This is a genomic window from Peptoniphilus vaginalis (genome assembly GCF_900176605.1).
Taxonomy (GTDB): domain Bacteria; phylum Bacillota; class Clostridia; order Tissierellales; family Peptoniphilaceae; genus Peptoniphilus_A; species Peptoniphilus_A vaginalis.
This window is the reverse complement of record NZ_FXLP01000005.1, coordinates 599,837-617,860: the sequence shown is the minus strand read 5'-3', so window position 1 is coordinate 617,860 and position 18,024 is coordinate 599,837. Positions and strand designations below refer to the sequence as shown.

The window sequence follows — 18,024 nt, the reverse complement described above, 5'->3', positions numbered from 1 at the left end:
ATTTAGTAGTAAAAGTTTACAAGCTTATAATTTTGTAAAAAGAAGTAAATTCATGTGAAGTTATAGACTTTTATAAAGTTAAAAGATTTTATGAAGTCAAACTTTTTTACAAGTTAGTGAAAACTTGTGAAATCAAAAAATTTTATAAAAAAAAGTGCATTTCTGCACTTAATTTTATAAAGAATTAATAAATTTTAAAACTTCTATCTTAGAAAGATTGTTTTCAATAACTTCTAGGTGGTCAATGCCCATGACTTCGTGGGCAGTTTTTATGCCCTTCTTTACCAGCTTTTCAACAGAGTAAAGTTCTCCAAAGTCAGAAGCCTTCGATGAAAGGAAAATTAAATTTGAAATTTGATTTATATTTTTATTGTAAACTTCGCCAGGAAGTTTTTTGTAATTTTCCATCAAGGAAATAGAAACGGATTTTAAATTAAACCTAAGCTCGCCAAAGTCATCTTCAAGTCCAAAGAGTTTAATGAGTTCAAAGAAAAAGTCTTCGCCATTTAATGCCTTAAAGACATCGCCAATAAAAATTGAATTTTTATTTGGATTTAAAACTTTTAAGATAATATTATTGCCAAGGATTTTTGCAGAAATTCCAGACTTAGTCTTAAAAATAAAGAAGTCGCTGCCTCTCAAATTATTTTTGATTTTCTCTGAGAAGATAGGATAAGAGAAGTCAAAGTTTACATACAAGATACCTGAGTCAGAAGTCCTACCTTGGATTTCCTTATAGATGTTATGGCTAGAAATTTTTTCACTAAAGTAATAGGTGTTTAAAATATTTTCTGGCAGGCTTTGTGTGTTGCCAAGATAAAGATTATCCAAGTAAGTTGGCGATTCAATGGAAATAATATCCTTTAAATCTGTATAAACTTCTTCAATATGTTCATCTTTTTCAAAGACAAGCTTGTCAACGTGAGTATAGGCAGAAGAAAATTCGACAAACTTGTAGCCATCTAAAAATTTAACACCTGCATCTTCTAAGTAAGTACGGAGCTTTTCATAAATAATATTGGAATCCAAGTTGAAGTAAGAAGTTGATCCAATATAATCAAGTATAGCTTCCTTAAGTTCACTAACTGGGGAGGATGCTTTTAAGTTGTAGATACTTGCCAAGTAGTAAAATAAGTTTGAATTCACAAAGTCTGAAGATAAAAAGTACTTCTCAATACTTGATTCACTAGCGAAATCAAGGGGAGATAGCATTAGCTTGTAGATTTTCTTCTTGCTAACTTCATCTATCTTATTCACATCATAGGATGCATTCATAGACAAGTCCAAGATTCTTGGGCTTTCTTTTTTTGCAATCTTTTTATTTATGTCTTGAAGTTCTTCTTCACTCATTATATTTTTTAAAATCTCAAGTGTGTTTTTAAAATTGTATTCAGAAAACCTATTGTCAAAGGTCACATAAGTATCTTCTCCCTGAGAGGTATTTGTAAACTCGTTAAAGCCCTTTATATAAATATTTATATTTTGGGGATCTAAGTTTGCGTGATTAATAAGTCCATAGGCAAGAGCTAGGTTGCCAAAACCATCGCCTAAGAGATAGGCAAGTGAGCCTTCGTCACGATTTGGCATTAGGACCTTTACATCATCATCAGAAACTTTTTTTGCAGCAAGGATGGCTGCAGATATTGTGGCAGCTGCAAGAGCTAATTTTTTGATGTCATCTTTTCTTGACATAATTTCACCTCAAGTAGACTTTACCCAATAAATAGCTACTTAATTCTAGTTTGTTAAATTGTTTTTGAACAAGTATAATGGACCTTGGAGGGATTAACTTGAATAATTATAAATTAATCGAAGAAAAATATATAGACGAGGTTGCATCCACTTGCAAGGTCTATACTCATATAAAGACAGGAGCAAGAGTCTTAACTCTTGAAAACAATGACGACAACAAGGCCTTTGGCATTGGATTTAGAACGCCACCTGTAAGGGGCAATGGTGTTTGCCACATCGTTGAGCACTGTGTCCTTTCTGGTTCAAGAAAGTTCAAGACCAAGGAACCTTTTATGGACTTGATTAAGTCATCACTACAAACTTTTTTAAATGCCATGACTTTTCCAGACAAGACAATTTATCCAGTATCTTCAAGAAATGAAAAGGACTTTTACAACTTGATGGACGTCTATCTTGATGCAGTTTTCCACCCAGCAATTTATGAAGAAGAAAAAATATTTCTTCAAGAGGGATGGCATTATGAATTAAAGGACAAGGATGACGACTTAAAATACAATGGAGTTGTTTACAACGAGATGAAGGGAGTTTACTCTTCATCAGAAAATATTGTATCAGATGCTATGGTCTTTGCCCTTCATGAGGGCTCATCCTATGGAGTTGACTCTGGTGGAGATCCTAAACTTATCCCTAGCCTAAGCTACCAAGAGTTTAAGGACTATCACAAAAAATACTACCACCCATCAAACTCCTACATTTATCTTTATGGAAATCAAAATATGGAAGAAGCCTTAGACTTCATCGACAAAAATTATTTACAAGACTTTGACAAGGCTGAAATCAATTCAAAAATTATTTTAAATGACGAATTAAAGAAAACTAAGGATGTGGAAATTACATTTTCTGCATCAAAGGAAGAAATGAAGGACAAGATTGACTACCTATCCAAGGGTTGGACAATTGGCTATGCCGACTCCAAGATGGATGTCTTTATGCGTGACTTCTTGGCAGAACTTTTAATTGAGGCTCAAGGAGGACCACTAAGGAAGGCAATATTAGATGCAGGTCTTGCTGAAGATGTTTATTCAGAAACTTCATCATCACTTCCTCTTGACCTTTCTATAGTTTTAAAAAATACTGACGCAGATAAGAAAGATGAATTTTTAAAAGTTTTAAAGGACACTTTAGAAAAACTTGTTGAAGATGGAATTGACAAGGACCTACTTGAAGCAACTTTAAATAAATTTGAATTTATCTTTAGAGAAGGTGGAGGAACTCAAAAGGCAATAATTTATTATATTAGGTCTCTTAACTCATGGCTTTACGACCAATCGCCGCTCGATGCCCTCTACTACAACGATGTTTTGGAAGTAGTTAAAGAAAAGCTTGACGAAGGTTTCGTAGAAAATTACATCAAGGAAAAAATTATAGATAACGAGTATTCTGTAAATTTACTTGCAAGACCTGAGTTAAATAAAAATGACAAGGAAGAAGAGGTAATGAGAAAAGAACTAGAAGACCTCAAAGCAAAAATGTCAGAGGAAGAGATTGAAGAAATTGTAAAGAAGTCAAGAGACCTTGAAGACTATCAAAACGTCGAAGACTCCAAGGAAAACAAGGACACAATTCCTTCACTAGACTTAGCTGACATAGACGAAAAAGTAACTAAATATCCAGTGGAAGAAGATAAGATTGGAGATGTGATTTATCTAAAATCCAATCAAGAGACAAATGGCATTGTCTACACAAGTCTATCTCACGATATCTCTTTTATTGAAAAAGAAGAGATGGAGACAATGTCCCTTCTACTTTCCTTGATTGGTCTAATTGATACAAAAAACTACACTTATGAAGAATTAAATAACGAAATTTATAAGGCAAGTGGTGGAATTTCCTTTAACCCTGTTGTATATGTTGATGAAAAGGACAAGACAAAATATGTCCTAAGGATGAACATTAAGATGAAGTCCACAGCAGATAAGTTTGGACGAGGGCTTGAAATTATAGATGAAATAATGAAGAGGTCAATCCTTGATTCTAAAAAGAGGGTAAAGGAACTTCTAAACATTTTAAAATCAAGAATTGAATCAACAATGCTACAAAATGGTCACCAATTTATAATTTCAATTTTAAAATCCTACTATTCAAAAGTTGCAGACATTCAATCCCATCTTGGGGGACTAAACTATTACAACTTTATGAGAGACCTAGTGGAAAACTTTGAAGATAAATGGGAAGATTTTGAAAAAGACGCAGAAAAAATTTATGAAAAACTCTTTGTCAGGGACAATTTAATTATTTCCACAACAGGAAACCTAGCTGACTTAAATAGACTTAAGCCTGAGCTAGAAAAATATATTAACTCCTTAGAAGTGAAAAATATAAAGCCAGCGACTTATGAATTTGTAAGAGAAAATAAAAATGAAGGACTTTATACAACTTCAAATGTTGTCTACGTATCAAAGGGTTATGACCTAGAAGACTTGGGATTAAAATACAGAGGCGACCTAACAGTTCTCGCAAATATTTTGAACTCATCCTTCCTTCACAATGAAATCAGGGCCAAGGGTGGAGCCTATGGCGGAGGAATTTCTATTGGAAGGTCTGGCGATATGGCAACTTACTCTTATAGGGACCCAAATTTAAAAAATACAGTCAAGGTTTATGACTCTATTGGAAATTTTGTAGAAAATTTAAAGATGGCAGACGAGGACCTAAAGAACTTTATTATTGGATCAATGAATTCCTTTGACCCACTACTTTCTCCAGAACAAATTGGAGACATAAACCTATCAAGATTTATAACTGGACTAACTATTGAGGACTTAGAAAAATCTAAGAAGGAAGCTCTTGAAACAAGTGTGGAAAGATTAAAGACCTATGGAAAATTCTTTGATGAAGCTATGAAGAAAAATTATCTTGCTGCCTTTGGTAGTGAAAGCATAATTAGGGATGGAGCAGACCTCTTTAAGGCAATAAAATCCATTAAGTGATTGGTGAACTATGATTAATTACGAAGACCTATTAAGTGAAATTGAAAGACTAATGAAGGAAGCTTCAAAAATTTTCTTTGATCTAGACCCAGAAAATAATTTTGAGATGAAGGGGAGAAATGACTTTGTAACAGAAGTCGACTTCAAAGTCCAAGAAGTTTTGGGGGGAGAACTTTTAGAACTAATAGAAGGCTCTAACCTCTTGGCAGAAGAAAGGGACAAGTCAAGTGCAGAGATAAAAGACTACACTTGGGTCCTTGATCCCGTTGATGGAACAAGCAACTTAGTCCATGGATTTCAACACTCAGTCATTAGCCTTGCCCTAATTGAAAAATCAGAAGTTGTCATAGGGGCAGTTTATGATCCCTATAGGAATGAATTTTTCTCAGCAATAAAAACTAAGGGAGCAAGACTAAATGACAAGGCCATTAGAGTATCTGACAAGGAAGAACTTGCCAACTCTCTTATTGGTGTTGGAACTGGTGGGGGAAGACTGGGAAGAGTTGATGAGACCTTCGAGATGATGAGGTATATCTACGAGAATACAAATGGAATAAGAAGGATTGGGTCCGCAGCACTTGAGATGTGCTATTCTGCTTGTGGAAGATATGACGCCTTCATAGAAGATGACTTAAATCTTTGGGACTACGCAGGAGGAACTTTAATAGTTAGAGAAGCTGGCGGACAAGTCATCAATATGCATGGAGAAGAAGTCATGACAGAAAGAAGAGGCGGAATAATATCTGGATCCAAAAAAATTGTTGATGAATTAAAAAGATTTACCTATTAAACCAAAAATTTTAATTTTATAAGATCAAAAAACTTTTAAGACAGGATGAAATTTCATTCTGTCTTTTTCGTGAATTGAAAAATAAAATAGGAAAGAAGAAATAAATTGAAGAAACAATCTTACAAAAAATTATAAAAATCAAAAAAATTTTTTTATAAAAATGCACCTTTACTTTTTAAATAGGTCTATTTTACGTTATATTCTAAGACTTTATTAATTATTCTCTAGTTTATAAAAACTATTGACAATTAAAAACTAAATTGTTACTATCTAAGAGTACGAGAGCTCTTATCATGAGTGAAAGTGTACCTAGGGATCCAGGCATTGCCAAGGACCGAGCGGTACGGGTACTTTTATTAAAGTATCACACCTTAGGGAAAAAAGCCCAGAGGGGTAGGTTTTACGAAATCTGCCTCTTTGGGCTTTATTTAATTTACTGGAGGAAATTATGAAAACTATTTACCAAGGAAAAACTAAGAATGTTTTAACAGAAGACGGAAGATGTTACTTACAATTTAAGGATGACATGACAGGAACTGACGGAGTTTTTGATACTGGTGGAAACCAAGTAGCTGGTAGTATTGAAGGTGCAGGTAAAGAATGTTTAAAGGTTACTAAATACTTCTTCGAAAAAATCAACGAAGCTGGAATTAACACTCACTACATTTCTTCTGACCTTGACAATAATTTGATGGAAGTAAAAAAAGCAACTGTATTTGGTAAGGGCCTTGAAGTTATAACAAGATTTAAGGCTGTTGGATCTTTCTACAGAAGATATGCTCTATATGTAGAAGAAGGTGCCGATCTTCCAGAATATACTGAAATCACTTTAAAAGATGATGGAAGAGACGATCCACTTATTACTAAAGATGGACTTGTTACCCTAGGTATCCTAAAAGCTGAAGAATATGATACAATAGTAGAAATGAACAAAAAAATTGCAAATATTGTAAAAGACCTTTTAAAAGAAAAGGGACTTGACCTTTACGATATTAAATTTGAATATGGTAGACTTGAAGGATCTGACGAAATCGTCCTAATTGACGAAGTTAGTGGTGGAAACATGAGAGCCTACAAAGATGGAGAATATGTAAAACCTCTTGATGTTTCAAAATATCTAGGAATTTAAGGAGCAAAAATGAGAGTATCAATTATTATGGGTTCAATTTCTGACAGAGAAATTGCAGACAAGATTGTTGCAAAATTAATGGAATTTGGAATTGAATATGAAGCCAAAGTAATTTCTGCTCACAGAGCCTTAAAAGAACTACAAGAATATGTAAAAAATGCTGAAGATGAAAGCCAAGTATTTATTTCTATAGCAGGCAAGGCTGCCCACCTTGGTGGAGTTATAGCAGCTCTTACTACAAGACCTGTTATTGGAGTTCCTGTTAAGAGTTCAACTCTTGACGGACTTGATGCACTTCTTTCCACTGTTCAAATGCCAAGTGGAGTACCTGTTGCTACAGTTGCTATTAATGGTGGAGAAAATGCTGCAATCCTTGCTGCAGAAATTTTGGCTATTTCTGATGACAATTTAAAGGAAAAGCTAAGACAATTTAGGTCTGATATGTCAGAAAAAATTGCAAACACCGAATATATTTACGAAGGATAAAAGGAGCGGAGATGGCAATTAATTATAAGAATGCAGGCGTAGATGTTGATGCCGGTCAAAGAGAAGTTGAATTAATTAAGGGTATTGTTAAAAAAACTCAATCAAGGGATGTCTTATCATCCCTTGGGGGTTTTTCTGGTTTATTTAATTTAGACCTAGATGAAATTAAAAATCCCGTGCTTTGTAGTGGTACAGATGGTGTTGGGACCAAGGTTATCTTGGCTCACATGCTTGATAAGCACGACACTATTGGTATTGACTGCGTGGCTATGTGCGTAAATGATATTTTATGCCAAGGTGCTAAGCCACTTTTCTTCTTGGATTATATTGCAACTGGCAAGTTAATCCCAGAAAAGATGGAAGAAATTGTTAAGGGAGTTGCTGAAGGTTGCATCCAATCTTCTGCATCACTTATTGGTGGCGAAACAGCAGAAATGCCAGGAGTTTACCAAGAAGACCAATATGACCTAGCAGGCTTTGCTGTTGGAGTAGTTGATAAGGATAAGATTATTGACGGTTCTAGCATCAAGGAAGGTGACATAGTATTTGGACTTTCTTCCAATGGCATCCACTCTAATGGGTATTCACTTGTTAGAAAAATTGTCTTTGACCACTGCAAGCTTGATTTAAATGAAGAAATTGATGAATTAAATTGTACTCTAGGGGAAGAACTTTTAAAGCCAACAAGGATTTATGTTAAAGAAATTCTTGAACTTTTAAAAACTGTAGATATAAAGGGAATGAGTCACATCACAGGTGGTGGCTTCTACGAAAATATTCCAAGGATGATACCAGATGGACTTTGCGCAAAGCTTGATGCATCTGTAATAGAAACTCCTAAAATATTTAAGCTATTAAAGAAGTGGGCTGATCTTAAAGATGAGGATATGTATGCTACCTTTAATATGGGAGTTGGATTTACCCTTGTTGTATCTCAAGATGATAAAGAAAAAGTTGTTGACTTCTTTAAGAATACTGACTTAAAGCTTTATGAACTTGGAAAAATTGTAGATGGAGAAGATAAAATTGATCTTAGCCTCTAAAAAAAATATTGCAGTTTTAATTTCAGGTGGTGGCACAAATCTACAAGCCATCATTGACAATACAGAAAACAATTATATCAATGGAAAAATAAAAATTGTCATTTCTAATAAAGAAGATGCTTATGGTTTAGTTAGAGCAGAGAAGGCAGGTATACCTGGCTTCTTTATAAAAGATGATGAAGAACTTATAAGCAAGTTAAGAGAATATAATATTGACTTAATCATTCTGGCAGGGTACTTAAAAATCTTGCCAGAAAAAATTATAAAGATTTATGAGAATAAAATAATAAATATACATCCATCATTAATTCCCGCCTTTTGTGGCAGGGGTTATTATGGATTAAAAGTCCATGAGGCCGTCATTGAAAAAGGTGTCAAGTACACTGGTGCCACTACTCATTTTGTAAATGAGGGGGCAGATGAGGGTCCTATTATCATGCAAAGAATTGTTGAAGTTGAAGGGGAAAGTCCCGAAGAGCTCCAACAAAAAGTTTTAAAGGTTGAGCACGAAATTTTGCCTCTATCTGTAAAATATTTTTGTGAGGACAAGTTAAAAGTTGTTAAGGGAAAAGTTGTAATTGGAGGTTAGGATGAGGGCACTTATTTCAGTTTATGACAAAGAAGGAATTGTTGAGTTTGCCAAGGAACTTGTTAATAAAGGTTGGGAAATCATTTCTACTGGGGGAACTTATAATAAGTTAAGAGATGCAGGAATAGATGTAATATCTGTAGACAAGCTTACTGGCTTTCCAGAAATTTTAGATGGAAGAGTGAAGACTCTTAACCCAAAAGTTCACGCTGGCATCCTTGCTAGACGTGACTTAAAAGAACATATGGCAACTTTAAAGGAAGAAGAAATTGGGACAATTGATATGGTTGTAAACAATCTTTATCCCTTTGAAGAAAAGCTACTTGAAAATGCTGATCACGAAACTATGATTGAGAACATAGATATTGGTGGGCCTTCTATGATTAGGGCTGCTGCCAAAAATTATAAGGACGTCTACATTGTAACTGATCCAGCAGACTACAAACTTGTACTTGAGTACATAGATAAAAGTGATCCAAAATTTAATGAATATCTTGCCAACAAAGCCTTTAGCTACACTGCCCATTATGATGCAGTAATTTCAAATTATTTCGCAAAAAGACAAGGGGAAAGATTTCCAAGATATATTAATAAGTCATACAAGCTTGTTGAAGAGTTGAGATATGGAGAAAATCCACATCAAAGTGCCGCCTTCTATGAAGACTCTTATACACCAGACAAGGTTGAATACAAGGTTCTTCATGGAAAACAAATTTCCTACAACAACTTAAATGATATGTATTCTGCCCTTAATGCACTTATAAATTTTGACAAGCCAGCAGCAGTTGCTATTAAGCACACTAATCCTTGTGGAATTGGAACAGGTGACAGTCTCGAAGAAGCCTTTGTAAAGGCCTATGAATGTGATGACGAATCAATTTTTGGTGGAATCATTGCACTTAATAGGGAAGTTGATGTAAAAACAGCAGAGCACCTTTCAAAGATTTTCTTGGAAATTGTAGCTGCTCCAAGTTTTTCTAAGGAAGCCTATGAACTTTTAGCACAAAAGAAAAATATAAGACTTATAGAAATCCCTGACTTTGAAAAACTATATAAGCCTGGCTTTAAATTTAAGCAAGTTCTAAATGGGATTATTATCCAAAACTCTGATGATGTGATTTGGGACCAAGATAAACTTGACTTTTTTTCAAATAGAAAGCCAACAGAAAAGGAACTTGAAGAATTAAAATTTGCCTTCACTTGCTGCAAGACAACTTTTTCAAATTCAGTTGTAATTGCTAAAGAAGGAGGAACTCTTGCCCTTGGTCAAGGTGAAACAAAAAGGTCATGGTCAGTAGAAGAAGCCATTGAAAGAGCTGGAGAAAAAATAAGGGGAGCAGTCCTTGCTTCTGATGGGTTCTTTTTCAGGGACACAATTGAACTTTTATACCAAGCAGGAATTGATGTAATAGTTCAGCCAGGTGGATCTGTTAAGGACCAAGAAGTTATAGATTTTGCAAATGAAAATAATATTTGTCTTGTCTTTACTAATATGAGACATTTTAGACACTAGGAGGCCAAATGAAAGTACTTGTAATTGGAAATGGTGGAAGAGAGCACGCACTTGCATGGAAGCTTAAAGAAAGTAAATCAGTAGATAAAATTTACATGGCTAAGGGAAATGGTGGAACAGAAAACTTCTGCGAGAACCTAGACATTGACCCAACAGATATTGAAAAACTTCTTGCCTTTGCAGTGGAAAATAAAATTGATTTAACTGTAGTGGGTCCAGAAGATCCCCTTTGCGGAGGAATAGTCGATGCCTTTAATGAAAAGGGACTTAGGATATTTGGACCAAACAAGGCTTGTGCAAGATTTGAAAAGTCCAAGGAATTTACAAAAATATTTCTAGAAAAATATTCTATACCAACAGCAAAATATAAGAGCTTTGAGTCCTTTGATGACGCAGAAAAAGGTCTTGAAGAATTCTCTTACCCTTTAGTTGTAAAGGCAGATGGACTTTGCCTAGGAAAGGGAGTTATAATTTGCAAAGACAGAGAAGAGGCAGTTGATGCTCTTGAAAAAATCTTTAAGGACAAGATCTTTGGAGACCAAGGCAAGACAGTTGTTATTGAAGATTTCTTGACAGGAGAAGAAGCATCTGTCCTTTGCTTAGTTTCAAAAAACAAATTATTCCCACTTGAAAGAGCCAAGGACCACAAGCAAATCTTTGATGGAGACAAGGGACCAAACACTGGTGGAGTTGGTACTTACTCTCCAGTATCAGCAAGTCCTAAGTTAGAAGAAAATCTTGAAAAAATTTACAAACAAATTGAAGATGGACTTAATAAGGAAGGACTTCACTATTCAGGAATCCTCTTTGTTGGATTTATGATTGAAGATGATATGCCAAAAGTCCTTGAGTTTAATGTAAGATTTGGAGACCCTGAGACAGAAGTCCTAATGCCAAGACTTGACGTTGACTTGTGCGAACTTTTAAACAAGACCATAGATGGTAAGCTTGAAAAAGATGACATAAGATGGAAAAATGAAAATTGCCTCACTCTTATAATGTGTTCAGGTGGTTATCCAGGATCATATGAAAAGGGAAAACTTATTGAAGGACTCGATAGAGTTGACAGCGATATAATTGTCTTCCACAATGGAACAAGGAAGACTGATGGACTTTACACAAATGGTGGAAGAGTCTTATCTATTACGGCTCTAGGTAAAAATTTAGAGGAAGCTCGCAAGAAGGCCTACGACAATGTAGAAAAAATTTCCTTCGAAGGAGCTTACTATAGAAAAGATATAGGAAGCAAATAAATATTTTTCTTCCCACAAAAAATAAAAAATAAAAAATTTGCAGGTAATTGATTACAATTACCTGTTTTTTCTTGCAGAAATTTATTTTTGTATTAGACTATATGTTGGTGGTTAATATGAAATTAAAATCTTATGAAAACTTACACGAAACTTTTTTGGTATTGATATTTATAACTTTGGCAGGAGGCTTTCAAGATGCCTACTCCTATCTAATGAGGGGGAAGGTCTTCGCCAACGCACAGACAGGCAACATAGTTCTCTTATTTAAAAACATAGTGGACTTAAACTTTAAAGAATCTATAGCCTACTTAATTCCAGTTCTTTCGTTTGTACTTGGTGTTTACGTTGCAGTTCGTTTTGAAGATGCAATAGAAAAAAGAATTCTTCACTGGCGCCAATATATAATTGGTTTTGAAATTATAATTATGATATTAGTTTCTATGATTCCAGAGAACTTAAATAACTTAGCTAACGCCCTTCTATCATTCTCTTGTGCCATGCAAGTCTACTCCTTTAAAAAAATTTATGGACTTAGCTTTGCAACAACAATGTGCATTGGCAACTTAAGATCAGCAACAGAAAATCTCTCCAAGTATCACATCACAAGACAAGATGTATATTTAGAAAATGCAAAAAAGTATTACGCAGTTATAATAATCTTTGGATTAGGAGCAGCCCTTGGTTATTTAACTTCAAAGACTTTTGGCTTTAAGTCAATCTTAATAGTAGCAGTCCTTTTGACAATTTCCTTCTTTATTTTATTCTTAGAGGATCGTGGGGAAATTTAATTGTTTTGAATAGGACTTTGAATCTTAACTATACTTAAAAAATTAAAAATATTAATAAAAAAATATTAGATTAAAAAAGCTTTATATAACATTTAATTTTTAGCCTGACTTATGTCAGGTTTTTTTAATTTAAAACACTTTAGATTGTTAGGGGTTAAAATGGCAAAAGTTTTATACTTTTATAAGCTTATAAAAATTATCTTTTTATAAATTAAATCTAAAGACAAGATTTTAAAAAATTTTTAGAATATGTTAATATCAAGCTTATTTTAAGTACATAAAACTTATTAAACCTATAATTTGAAATGTAGACATGTGAAATTATTGTATTTTTATTTTTAAAAATATGAAAATTAAATCATATTTCCATTGTATTTTGCCATTTAGTGTGATAAAATCTCTATAATTTATAAACCAATATTAAATAAATTAAAAGAGGTGTTAAAAATGAAAAAATTTAAAGGGTTTATGGGTATCATGCTTTTAATGCTTATGGCATTAGCATTCACTGGTTGTCAAAAAGTAGACAACGGAGCTGCAAAGGAAGGCAATGATGCTTCCAAGACTGCAGCTTCAGGACAAAAAGCAAAGTTTGAAACTCTCAAAGATGGCGAAGAATATCACATAGGAATTGTTACTGGTACAGTTTCTCAAGCTGAAGATGAGTTCCGTGCTGCTGAAAAAGCAATTGAACTTTACGGTTCTGCTGATAACGGTGGAATTATTAAACATGACACTTATCCAGACAGATTTGAAGCTGAACAAGAAACAACAATTTCAAAAATTGTTGCTATGGCAGACGATCCTCTAATGAAGGCTGTAATTGTTAACCAATCAGTTCCAGGAACTGTTGCAGCATTTAACCAAATTAGAGAAAAAAGACCTGATATCCTTCTTGTAAACTTAGTTGCTCAAGAAGATACAGTAATGGTAGAAAATGCATCTGACCTTGTAATGGATGCTGACAACGTATCAAGAGGATACAGAATTATTGCAGCTGCTAAAGAAATGGGAGCTAAAAAATTTGCACACATCACTTTCCCAAGACACATGTCTATTGAACTTCTAGCTCTTAGACGTGCAATCATGGAAGAAGCTTGTAAGGACCTAGGCCTTGAATTTATTTCATTAAACGCACCAGATCCTACAACTGATATTGGTGTTCCAGGAGCACAACAATATATAGCAGAAAACATCCAACCATGGATTGATAAGTATGGTAAAGACACTGCTTTCTTCTGTACAAATGATGCTCACACTGAACCACTTCTTAGAGGTGTTGCAGCTGGTGGAGCAATCTTTGTAGAACAAGATTTACCATCTCCAATTATGGGTTATCCTAAGGCATTCTCAGTAGACATCCAAAATATGGCTGGAGACTGGAAGGCAATCAACGCAGCTGTTGAAAAAGCAGTTATCGCAAAAGGTGGAGACAAGAGAATGGGTACTTGGGCATACTCTCTAGGTTATTCATTAACTCTTGGTGCTGTTGACCATGTTATGGAAGTTCTTAAGGGTCAAGGCGAACTTCTTAACAAAGAACAAATCCTTGCTTCTATTCAAAAGCATACTGAAGGTGCAAAATGGATGGCTGAAAACTATATAGATAGAGCAACTGGAGAAACTAAGGACAATCACTTCTTACTAGCTCAAGACACTTATGTATATGGTAGAGGATACCTAGGAATGGATAAAGTTAAAGTTCCTGAAAAATATCTAAACCTAAACGTAGACTTAGATGCTATTAAGGAAGCTCAAGAACACGCAGAAGGAAAAGCGGAATAATAAAATTATTCTAAAAAATAACAAATAAGTAAATATCTTATTAAAAAAATTAAAGTCAACGGGCTACCGTTGATTTTAATTTTATAATTATGAAGATGGAGGGATTTTGTTGACAAATAGTTTACTTGAAGTCAAGAATGTCAGCAAGAGTTTTGGCGAAAACGCCGTCTTAAAAGATGTTAATTTCTCTCTCAATAAAGGAGAAATCTTAGGGCTTGTTGGAGAAAATGGTGCCGGTAAGTCTACTCTAATGAATATAATTTTTGGAATGGAAGTTATTAGAGATACAGGCGGTTACAACGGTGAAATTTATTTTGACGGAAAATTAATTGACTTTAAAAATCCAATTGATGCCTTAAATGCAGGCATAGGAATGGTACATCAAGAATTTAGTTTAATCCCTGGATTCACAGTTGCAGAAAATATTACTCTAGATATGGAAGAAACAAACTCTTCTGTAATTTCTAAAATTTTTGGAAAAAAATTAGAAAGTATTGATGTAAAGGAAAATATAAAAATTGCAGGAAAGTCTTTAGACACTCTTGAAGTTAATATTGACACTAATGCACTTGTTTCAGAAATGCCTGTAGGTCACAAGCAATTTATTGAAATTGCAAGGGAAATGACAAGAAAAGACGTTAAGTTAATTATTATGGATGAGCCAACAGCAGTTCTTACAGAAAGTGAGGCTAATAACCTTACAGATTCTTTGAGGACTCTTGCTGATCTTGGCATTTCCATAATATTCATCACTCACAGGCTACGTGAAATCACAAGTGTTTGTGATCAAGTGGTTGTTTTAAGAGATGGTGAAATAATTGAAGATAGAAAAAATGAAGACCTATCTATTGAACAAATAGCTCAATGGATGGTTGGAAGAGATGGAGAGAAGAAGCTAGCCAAGGAAAAACTTGAAAAGCACCTTGAATCAAATGACCATATAATGGAAATAGAACATCTCTGGGTTGATATGCCAGGTGAAGCTGTATATGATGTTAATCTTTCAGTTATTAGGGGAGAAATTCTAGGTATTGCTGGTCTTGCTGGTCAAGGAAAGCTTGGCATACCTAATGGAATCCTTGGAACTTATCCTGTAGGTGGTAAAATAACTTACAATGGAAAAGAATTAAAACTTGGGGATACTCTAGATATCTTAAAAAATAAAATTGCCTTTGTATCTGAAGATAGAAGGGGAGTTGGACTTTTACTAGAAGAGCCAATATTTTGGAATATTGCCTTTAATGCAATGCAGGTCCAAGAAAAATTTATTAAAAAAATATTTGGATTCAAATTCAGAGATGAAGTTAAGATGAGAGAATTATCTGACGAATATATTAAGTCTCTTGCTATCAGGACTACTGGTTCTGATCAAAAGGCAGGGAACCTATCTGGTGGTAACCAACAAAAAGTTTGTCTTGCCAAGGCCTTTGCCATGGATCCAGAACTTCTATTTGTATCTGAACCTACAAGGGGTATTGATATAGGTGCTAAAGAGCTTGTTCTTGATGCCCTAAAGGAATCTAATGAAAAGGATAATACTACTATTGTAATGGTTTCATCAGAACTTGAAGAACTAAGAAGTATTTGTGACAGGATAGCTGTTATCTGCGAAGGTAAAATCACAGGAATACTCCCAGCTAGTGCTGATCCAACAAAGTTTGGACTTCTAATGAGTGGGGAAGGAGAGCTTGGAAATGACTAAAAAGAAAAGTTTAATACAACAAATAGGAATACCAAGACTTATTATTGGAATTTTCCTCTTAATGCTTTTTATAGCTGCTCCAATGGCTGGCGTTTCTCTAACTGACTCAGTCCAAAACGTGCTTTCAAGATTTGGAATGTTCTCTGTTTTAGTTCTGTCTCTTGTGCCAATGGTACAATCTGGTTGTGGACTTAACTTTGGTATTCCAATTGGAGTTGTAGCAGGAATACTTGGTGGAGTTACATCTATTGAGTTTGGTTTTAAAGGTTTTACAGGTATTTTTATTGCAATGATATTTGCTGCTCTTATAGCAGTAGTTTTTGGATTTTTCTACGGAATTTTATTAAATAGGATTAAGGGCGATGAAATGCTTATAGCTACTTATGTAGGTTATTCATTCACAGCCTTCATGTGTATTGCTTATTTAATCCTTCCATACAAGAATCCAGTTTCCGTATTAAGTTATAGTGGTAAGGGACTTTCACAACAAGTTCCAGTTGCAGATTATTGGATGAAGTCCAAGGTCCTAGAAAATGGAACTAAAATTACAGAAGGTCTTTTAAACAACTTATTATCTATTAATATACTTGGAGTTAGGATTCCAGTTGGAATGTTCTTAATTTTTGCTCTTATGGCTTTTATTGTTTGGGCATTCTTCAAGACAAAGACTGGTACAGCTATGACAGCTGTTGGATCAAACCCAGAATATGCAAGAGCATCTGGAATTAATATTAACAGGGTAAGGCTTGTTTCTGTAATATTCTCTACAGTACTTGCTGCAGTTGGAATTATTATTTACCAACAATCTTATGGTTTTATCCAACTTTACCAAGCTCCGCTTGCCTTTACTTTCCAAACAGTAGCGGCCCTACTAATTGGTGGTGCAAGTATTAACAAGGCATCTATTCCAAATGTTATAATTGGTACATTTTTATTCCAAGGTGTAATTACACTTACTCCTACAGTTATAAATGGTGCACTAAATATAGATATTTCAGAAATACTAAGAATGATAATCACAAATGGAATGATAATTTACGCACTAACAAGGAGGAGTAAAGATGAATAAAAAATTTAATTTAAAAGAATTTTTATACAGATTTATGGTTCCAATTTTGTTTATAATCATAGTTGTGGCAGGTCTTATTATTGCCAAACCACCACTATCTTATATAACAAATGAACTTTCAAAGAGAATGGTAAGAAATACTTTCTTAGTACTTTCTCTTATTATTCCAATCATAGCTGGTATGGGAATTAACTTTGGTATTCCTCTAGGAGCTATGGCAGGACAAATTGGAATAATATTTGCCCAAGATTGGGGATTCACTGGAGCAACAGGGCTTCTTATTGCTGCTCTTATTGGTACTCCAATTGCAATTTTACTTGGACAATTTTCAGGTAGAGTTCTTAACAGAGCAAGGGGTAGAGAAATGATCACATCAATGATGCTTGCATTCTTTATCCTAGGTTGGTACATGCTATTCCTACTTTACTTCTGCGGAACTTTAATTCCAATGAGAACTAAGTCTATGGTCCTTTCAGCAGGTTATGGTATTAAAAACTCTATAACACTAGCGTCTGCTCAAGGCTTTGACAACATTATGAAGTTTAGAATTAATATTCCTATTACTCCTAAACATCAAATACTTTTTGATGTTCCAGTAGTTACTCTTGCAATAATCGGTCTACTTTGCCTATTCATCGTATGGTTTAGAAATACAAAACTAGGTCACGATATGAAGGCAGTAGGTCAAGATCAATTTGTTGCACAAAATGCAGGAATGAATTCTGATAAAATAAGAATTGCATCAATTGTTATGTCAACAGTTCTTGCTTGCTACGGACAAATTATTTATCTACAAAACATTGGTACTCTTGCAACTTATGCAGGACAAGACCAAGCAGCTCTTTATGCAGCAGCATCAATTCTTGTTGGTGGTGCATCTGTATCAAAGGCTTCAATACCAAATGTTATCTTGGGTACAGCCCTCTTCCACCTAATGTTTATAGTTCTTCCACAAGCGGGAAGAGTTTTAACAGGCGATGCTATGATGGGTGAGTACTTCAGAACATTTATCTCTTACGGAGTTGTAACTCTTGCACTTATACTTCACGCTTTCGAAAGAAAGAGAGAGCTTGACGCAAATAGGTTAAAGCTAAGAGAAGACAAGATAAATAAGGGAAACAAAGTAGCTGAATAAAAATATAATTTTAGGCAAAATAAAAATTGCTCCATGTAAAAGTGGAGCAATTTTTTTTGA

At 34.4% G+C, this 18,024-nt stretch carries 14 protein-coding genes; 13 read left to right on the top strand and 1 reads right to left on the bottom strand.

Annotated elements, in window-relative coordinates; all coding sequences use genetic code 11:
- Positions 1 to 174 precede the first annotated feature (174 nt).
- Positions 175 to 1,692 carry an oleate hydratase gene (locus CAN42_RS07770; RefSeq protein WP_085876212.1) on the bottom strand — a complete coding sequence of 506 codons (1,518 nt, stop codon included), beginning with the start codon at positions 1,690 to 1,692 and terminating at the stop codon, positions 175 to 177.
- 98 nt (positions 1,693 to 1,790) lie between these two features.
- On the opposite strand from CAN42_RS07770, the gene CAN42_RS07765 reads away from it, so the two are divergent.
- The 13 genes from CAN42_RS07765 to CAN42_RS07705 all read left to right on the top strand — a co-directional run bounded on the left by CAN42_RS07765 (position 1,791) and on the right by CAN42_RS07705 (position 17,964).
- A complete protein-coding gene (locus CAN42_RS07765; protein WP_085876211.1) occupies positions 1,791 to 4,682 on the top strand; it encodes an insulinase family protein in 2,892 nt (963 codons plus the stop codon).
- 10 nt (positions 4,683 to 4,692) lie between these two features.
- A complete protein-coding gene (locus CAN42_RS07760) occupies positions 4,693 to 5,472 on the top strand; it encodes an inositol monophosphatase family protein (RefSeq protein ID WP_085876210.1) in 780 nt (259 codons plus the stop codon).
- Positions 5,473 to 5,920: 448 nt separating this feature from the next.
- On the top strand, positions 5,921 to 6,601 hold the full coding sequence (locus CAN42_RS07755; RefSeq protein ID WP_085876209.1) for a phosphoribosylaminoimidazolesuccinocarboxamide synthase: 681 nt from the start codon (positions 5,921 to 5,923) through the stop codon (positions 6,599 to 6,601).
- Between the two features lie 9 nt (positions 6,602 to 6,610).
- Positions 6,611 to 7,087: a 5-(carboxyamino)imidazole ribonucleotide mutase gene (gene purE / locus CAN42_RS07750; RefSeq protein WP_005955862.1), complete on the top strand. Its 477-nt coding sequence runs from the start codon at positions 6,611 to 6,613 to the stop codon at positions 7,085 to 7,087.
- Positions 7,088 to 7,098: 11 nt separating this feature from the next.
- Positions 7,099 to 8,130, top strand: coding sequence for a phosphoribosylformylglycinamidine cyclo-ligase (gene purM / locus CAN42_RS07745; protein WP_062570855.1), 1,032 nt, complete (start codon positions 7,099 to 7,101; stop codon positions 8,128 to 8,130).
- The gene (purN, locus tag CAN42_RS07740) at positions 8,099 to 8,719 is read left to right on the top strand and encodes a phosphoribosylglycinamide formyltransferase (RefSeq protein ID WP_085876208.1); all 621 of its coding nucleotides are present in this window, start codon (positions 8,099 to 8,101) and stop codon (positions 8,717 to 8,719) included. The genes purM and purN overlap by 32 nt, the downstream gene beginning before the upstream one ends.
- A 1-nt stretch (position 8,720) precedes the next feature.
- Positions 8,721 to 10,232: a bifunctional phosphoribosylaminoimidazolecarboxamide formyltransferase/IMP cyclohydrolase gene (gene purH / locus CAN42_RS07735; RefSeq protein WP_085876207.1), complete on the top strand. Its 1,512-nt coding sequence runs from the start codon at positions 8,721 to 8,723 to the stop codon at positions 10,230 to 10,232.
- An 8-nt stretch (positions 10,233 to 10,240) separates the two neighbouring features.
- The gene (gene purD, locus CAN42_RS07730; RefSeq protein ID WP_085876206.1) at positions 10,241 to 11,485 is read left to right on the top strand and encodes a phosphoribosylamine--glycine ligase; all 1,245 of its coding nucleotides are present in this window, start codon (positions 10,241 to 10,243) and stop codon (positions 11,483 to 11,485) included.
- A gap of 116 nt (positions 11,486 to 11,601) precedes the next feature.
- On the top strand, positions 11,602 to 12,273 hold the full coding sequence (locus tag CAN42_RS07725; RefSeq protein WP_085876205.1) for a YoaK family protein: 672 nt from the start codon (positions 11,602 to 11,604) through the stop codon (positions 12,271 to 12,273).
- A gap of 447 nt (positions 12,274 to 12,720) precedes the next feature.
- Positions 12,721 to 14,058, top strand: coding sequence for a DUF3798 domain-containing protein (locus CAN42_RS07720; RefSeq protein WP_085876204.1), 1,338 nt, complete (start codon positions 12,721 to 12,723; stop codon positions 14,056 to 14,058).
- Positions 14,059 to 14,167: 109 nt separating this feature from the next.
- The gene (locus CAN42_RS07715) at positions 14,168 to 15,760 is read left to right on the top strand and encodes a sugar ABC transporter ATP-binding protein (protein ID WP_085876203.1); all 1,593 of its coding nucleotides are present in this window, start codon (positions 14,168 to 14,170) and stop codon (positions 15,758 to 15,760) included.
- Entirely contained in the window at positions 15,753 to 16,829 is a 1,077-nt protein-coding gene (locus CAN42_RS07710; RefSeq protein WP_062570862.1) for an ABC transporter permease subunit, read from the top strand. Before CAN42_RS07715 ends, CAN42_RS07710 begins: the two co-directional genes overlap by 8 nt.
- Entirely contained in the window at positions 16,822 to 17,964 is a 1,143-nt protein-coding gene (locus tag CAN42_RS07705) for an ABC transporter permease subunit (RefSeq protein ID WP_085876202.1), read from the top strand. Before CAN42_RS07710 ends, CAN42_RS07705 begins: the two co-directional genes overlap by 8 nt.
- The last annotated feature ends 60 nt before the right edge of the window (positions 17,965 to 18,024 follow it).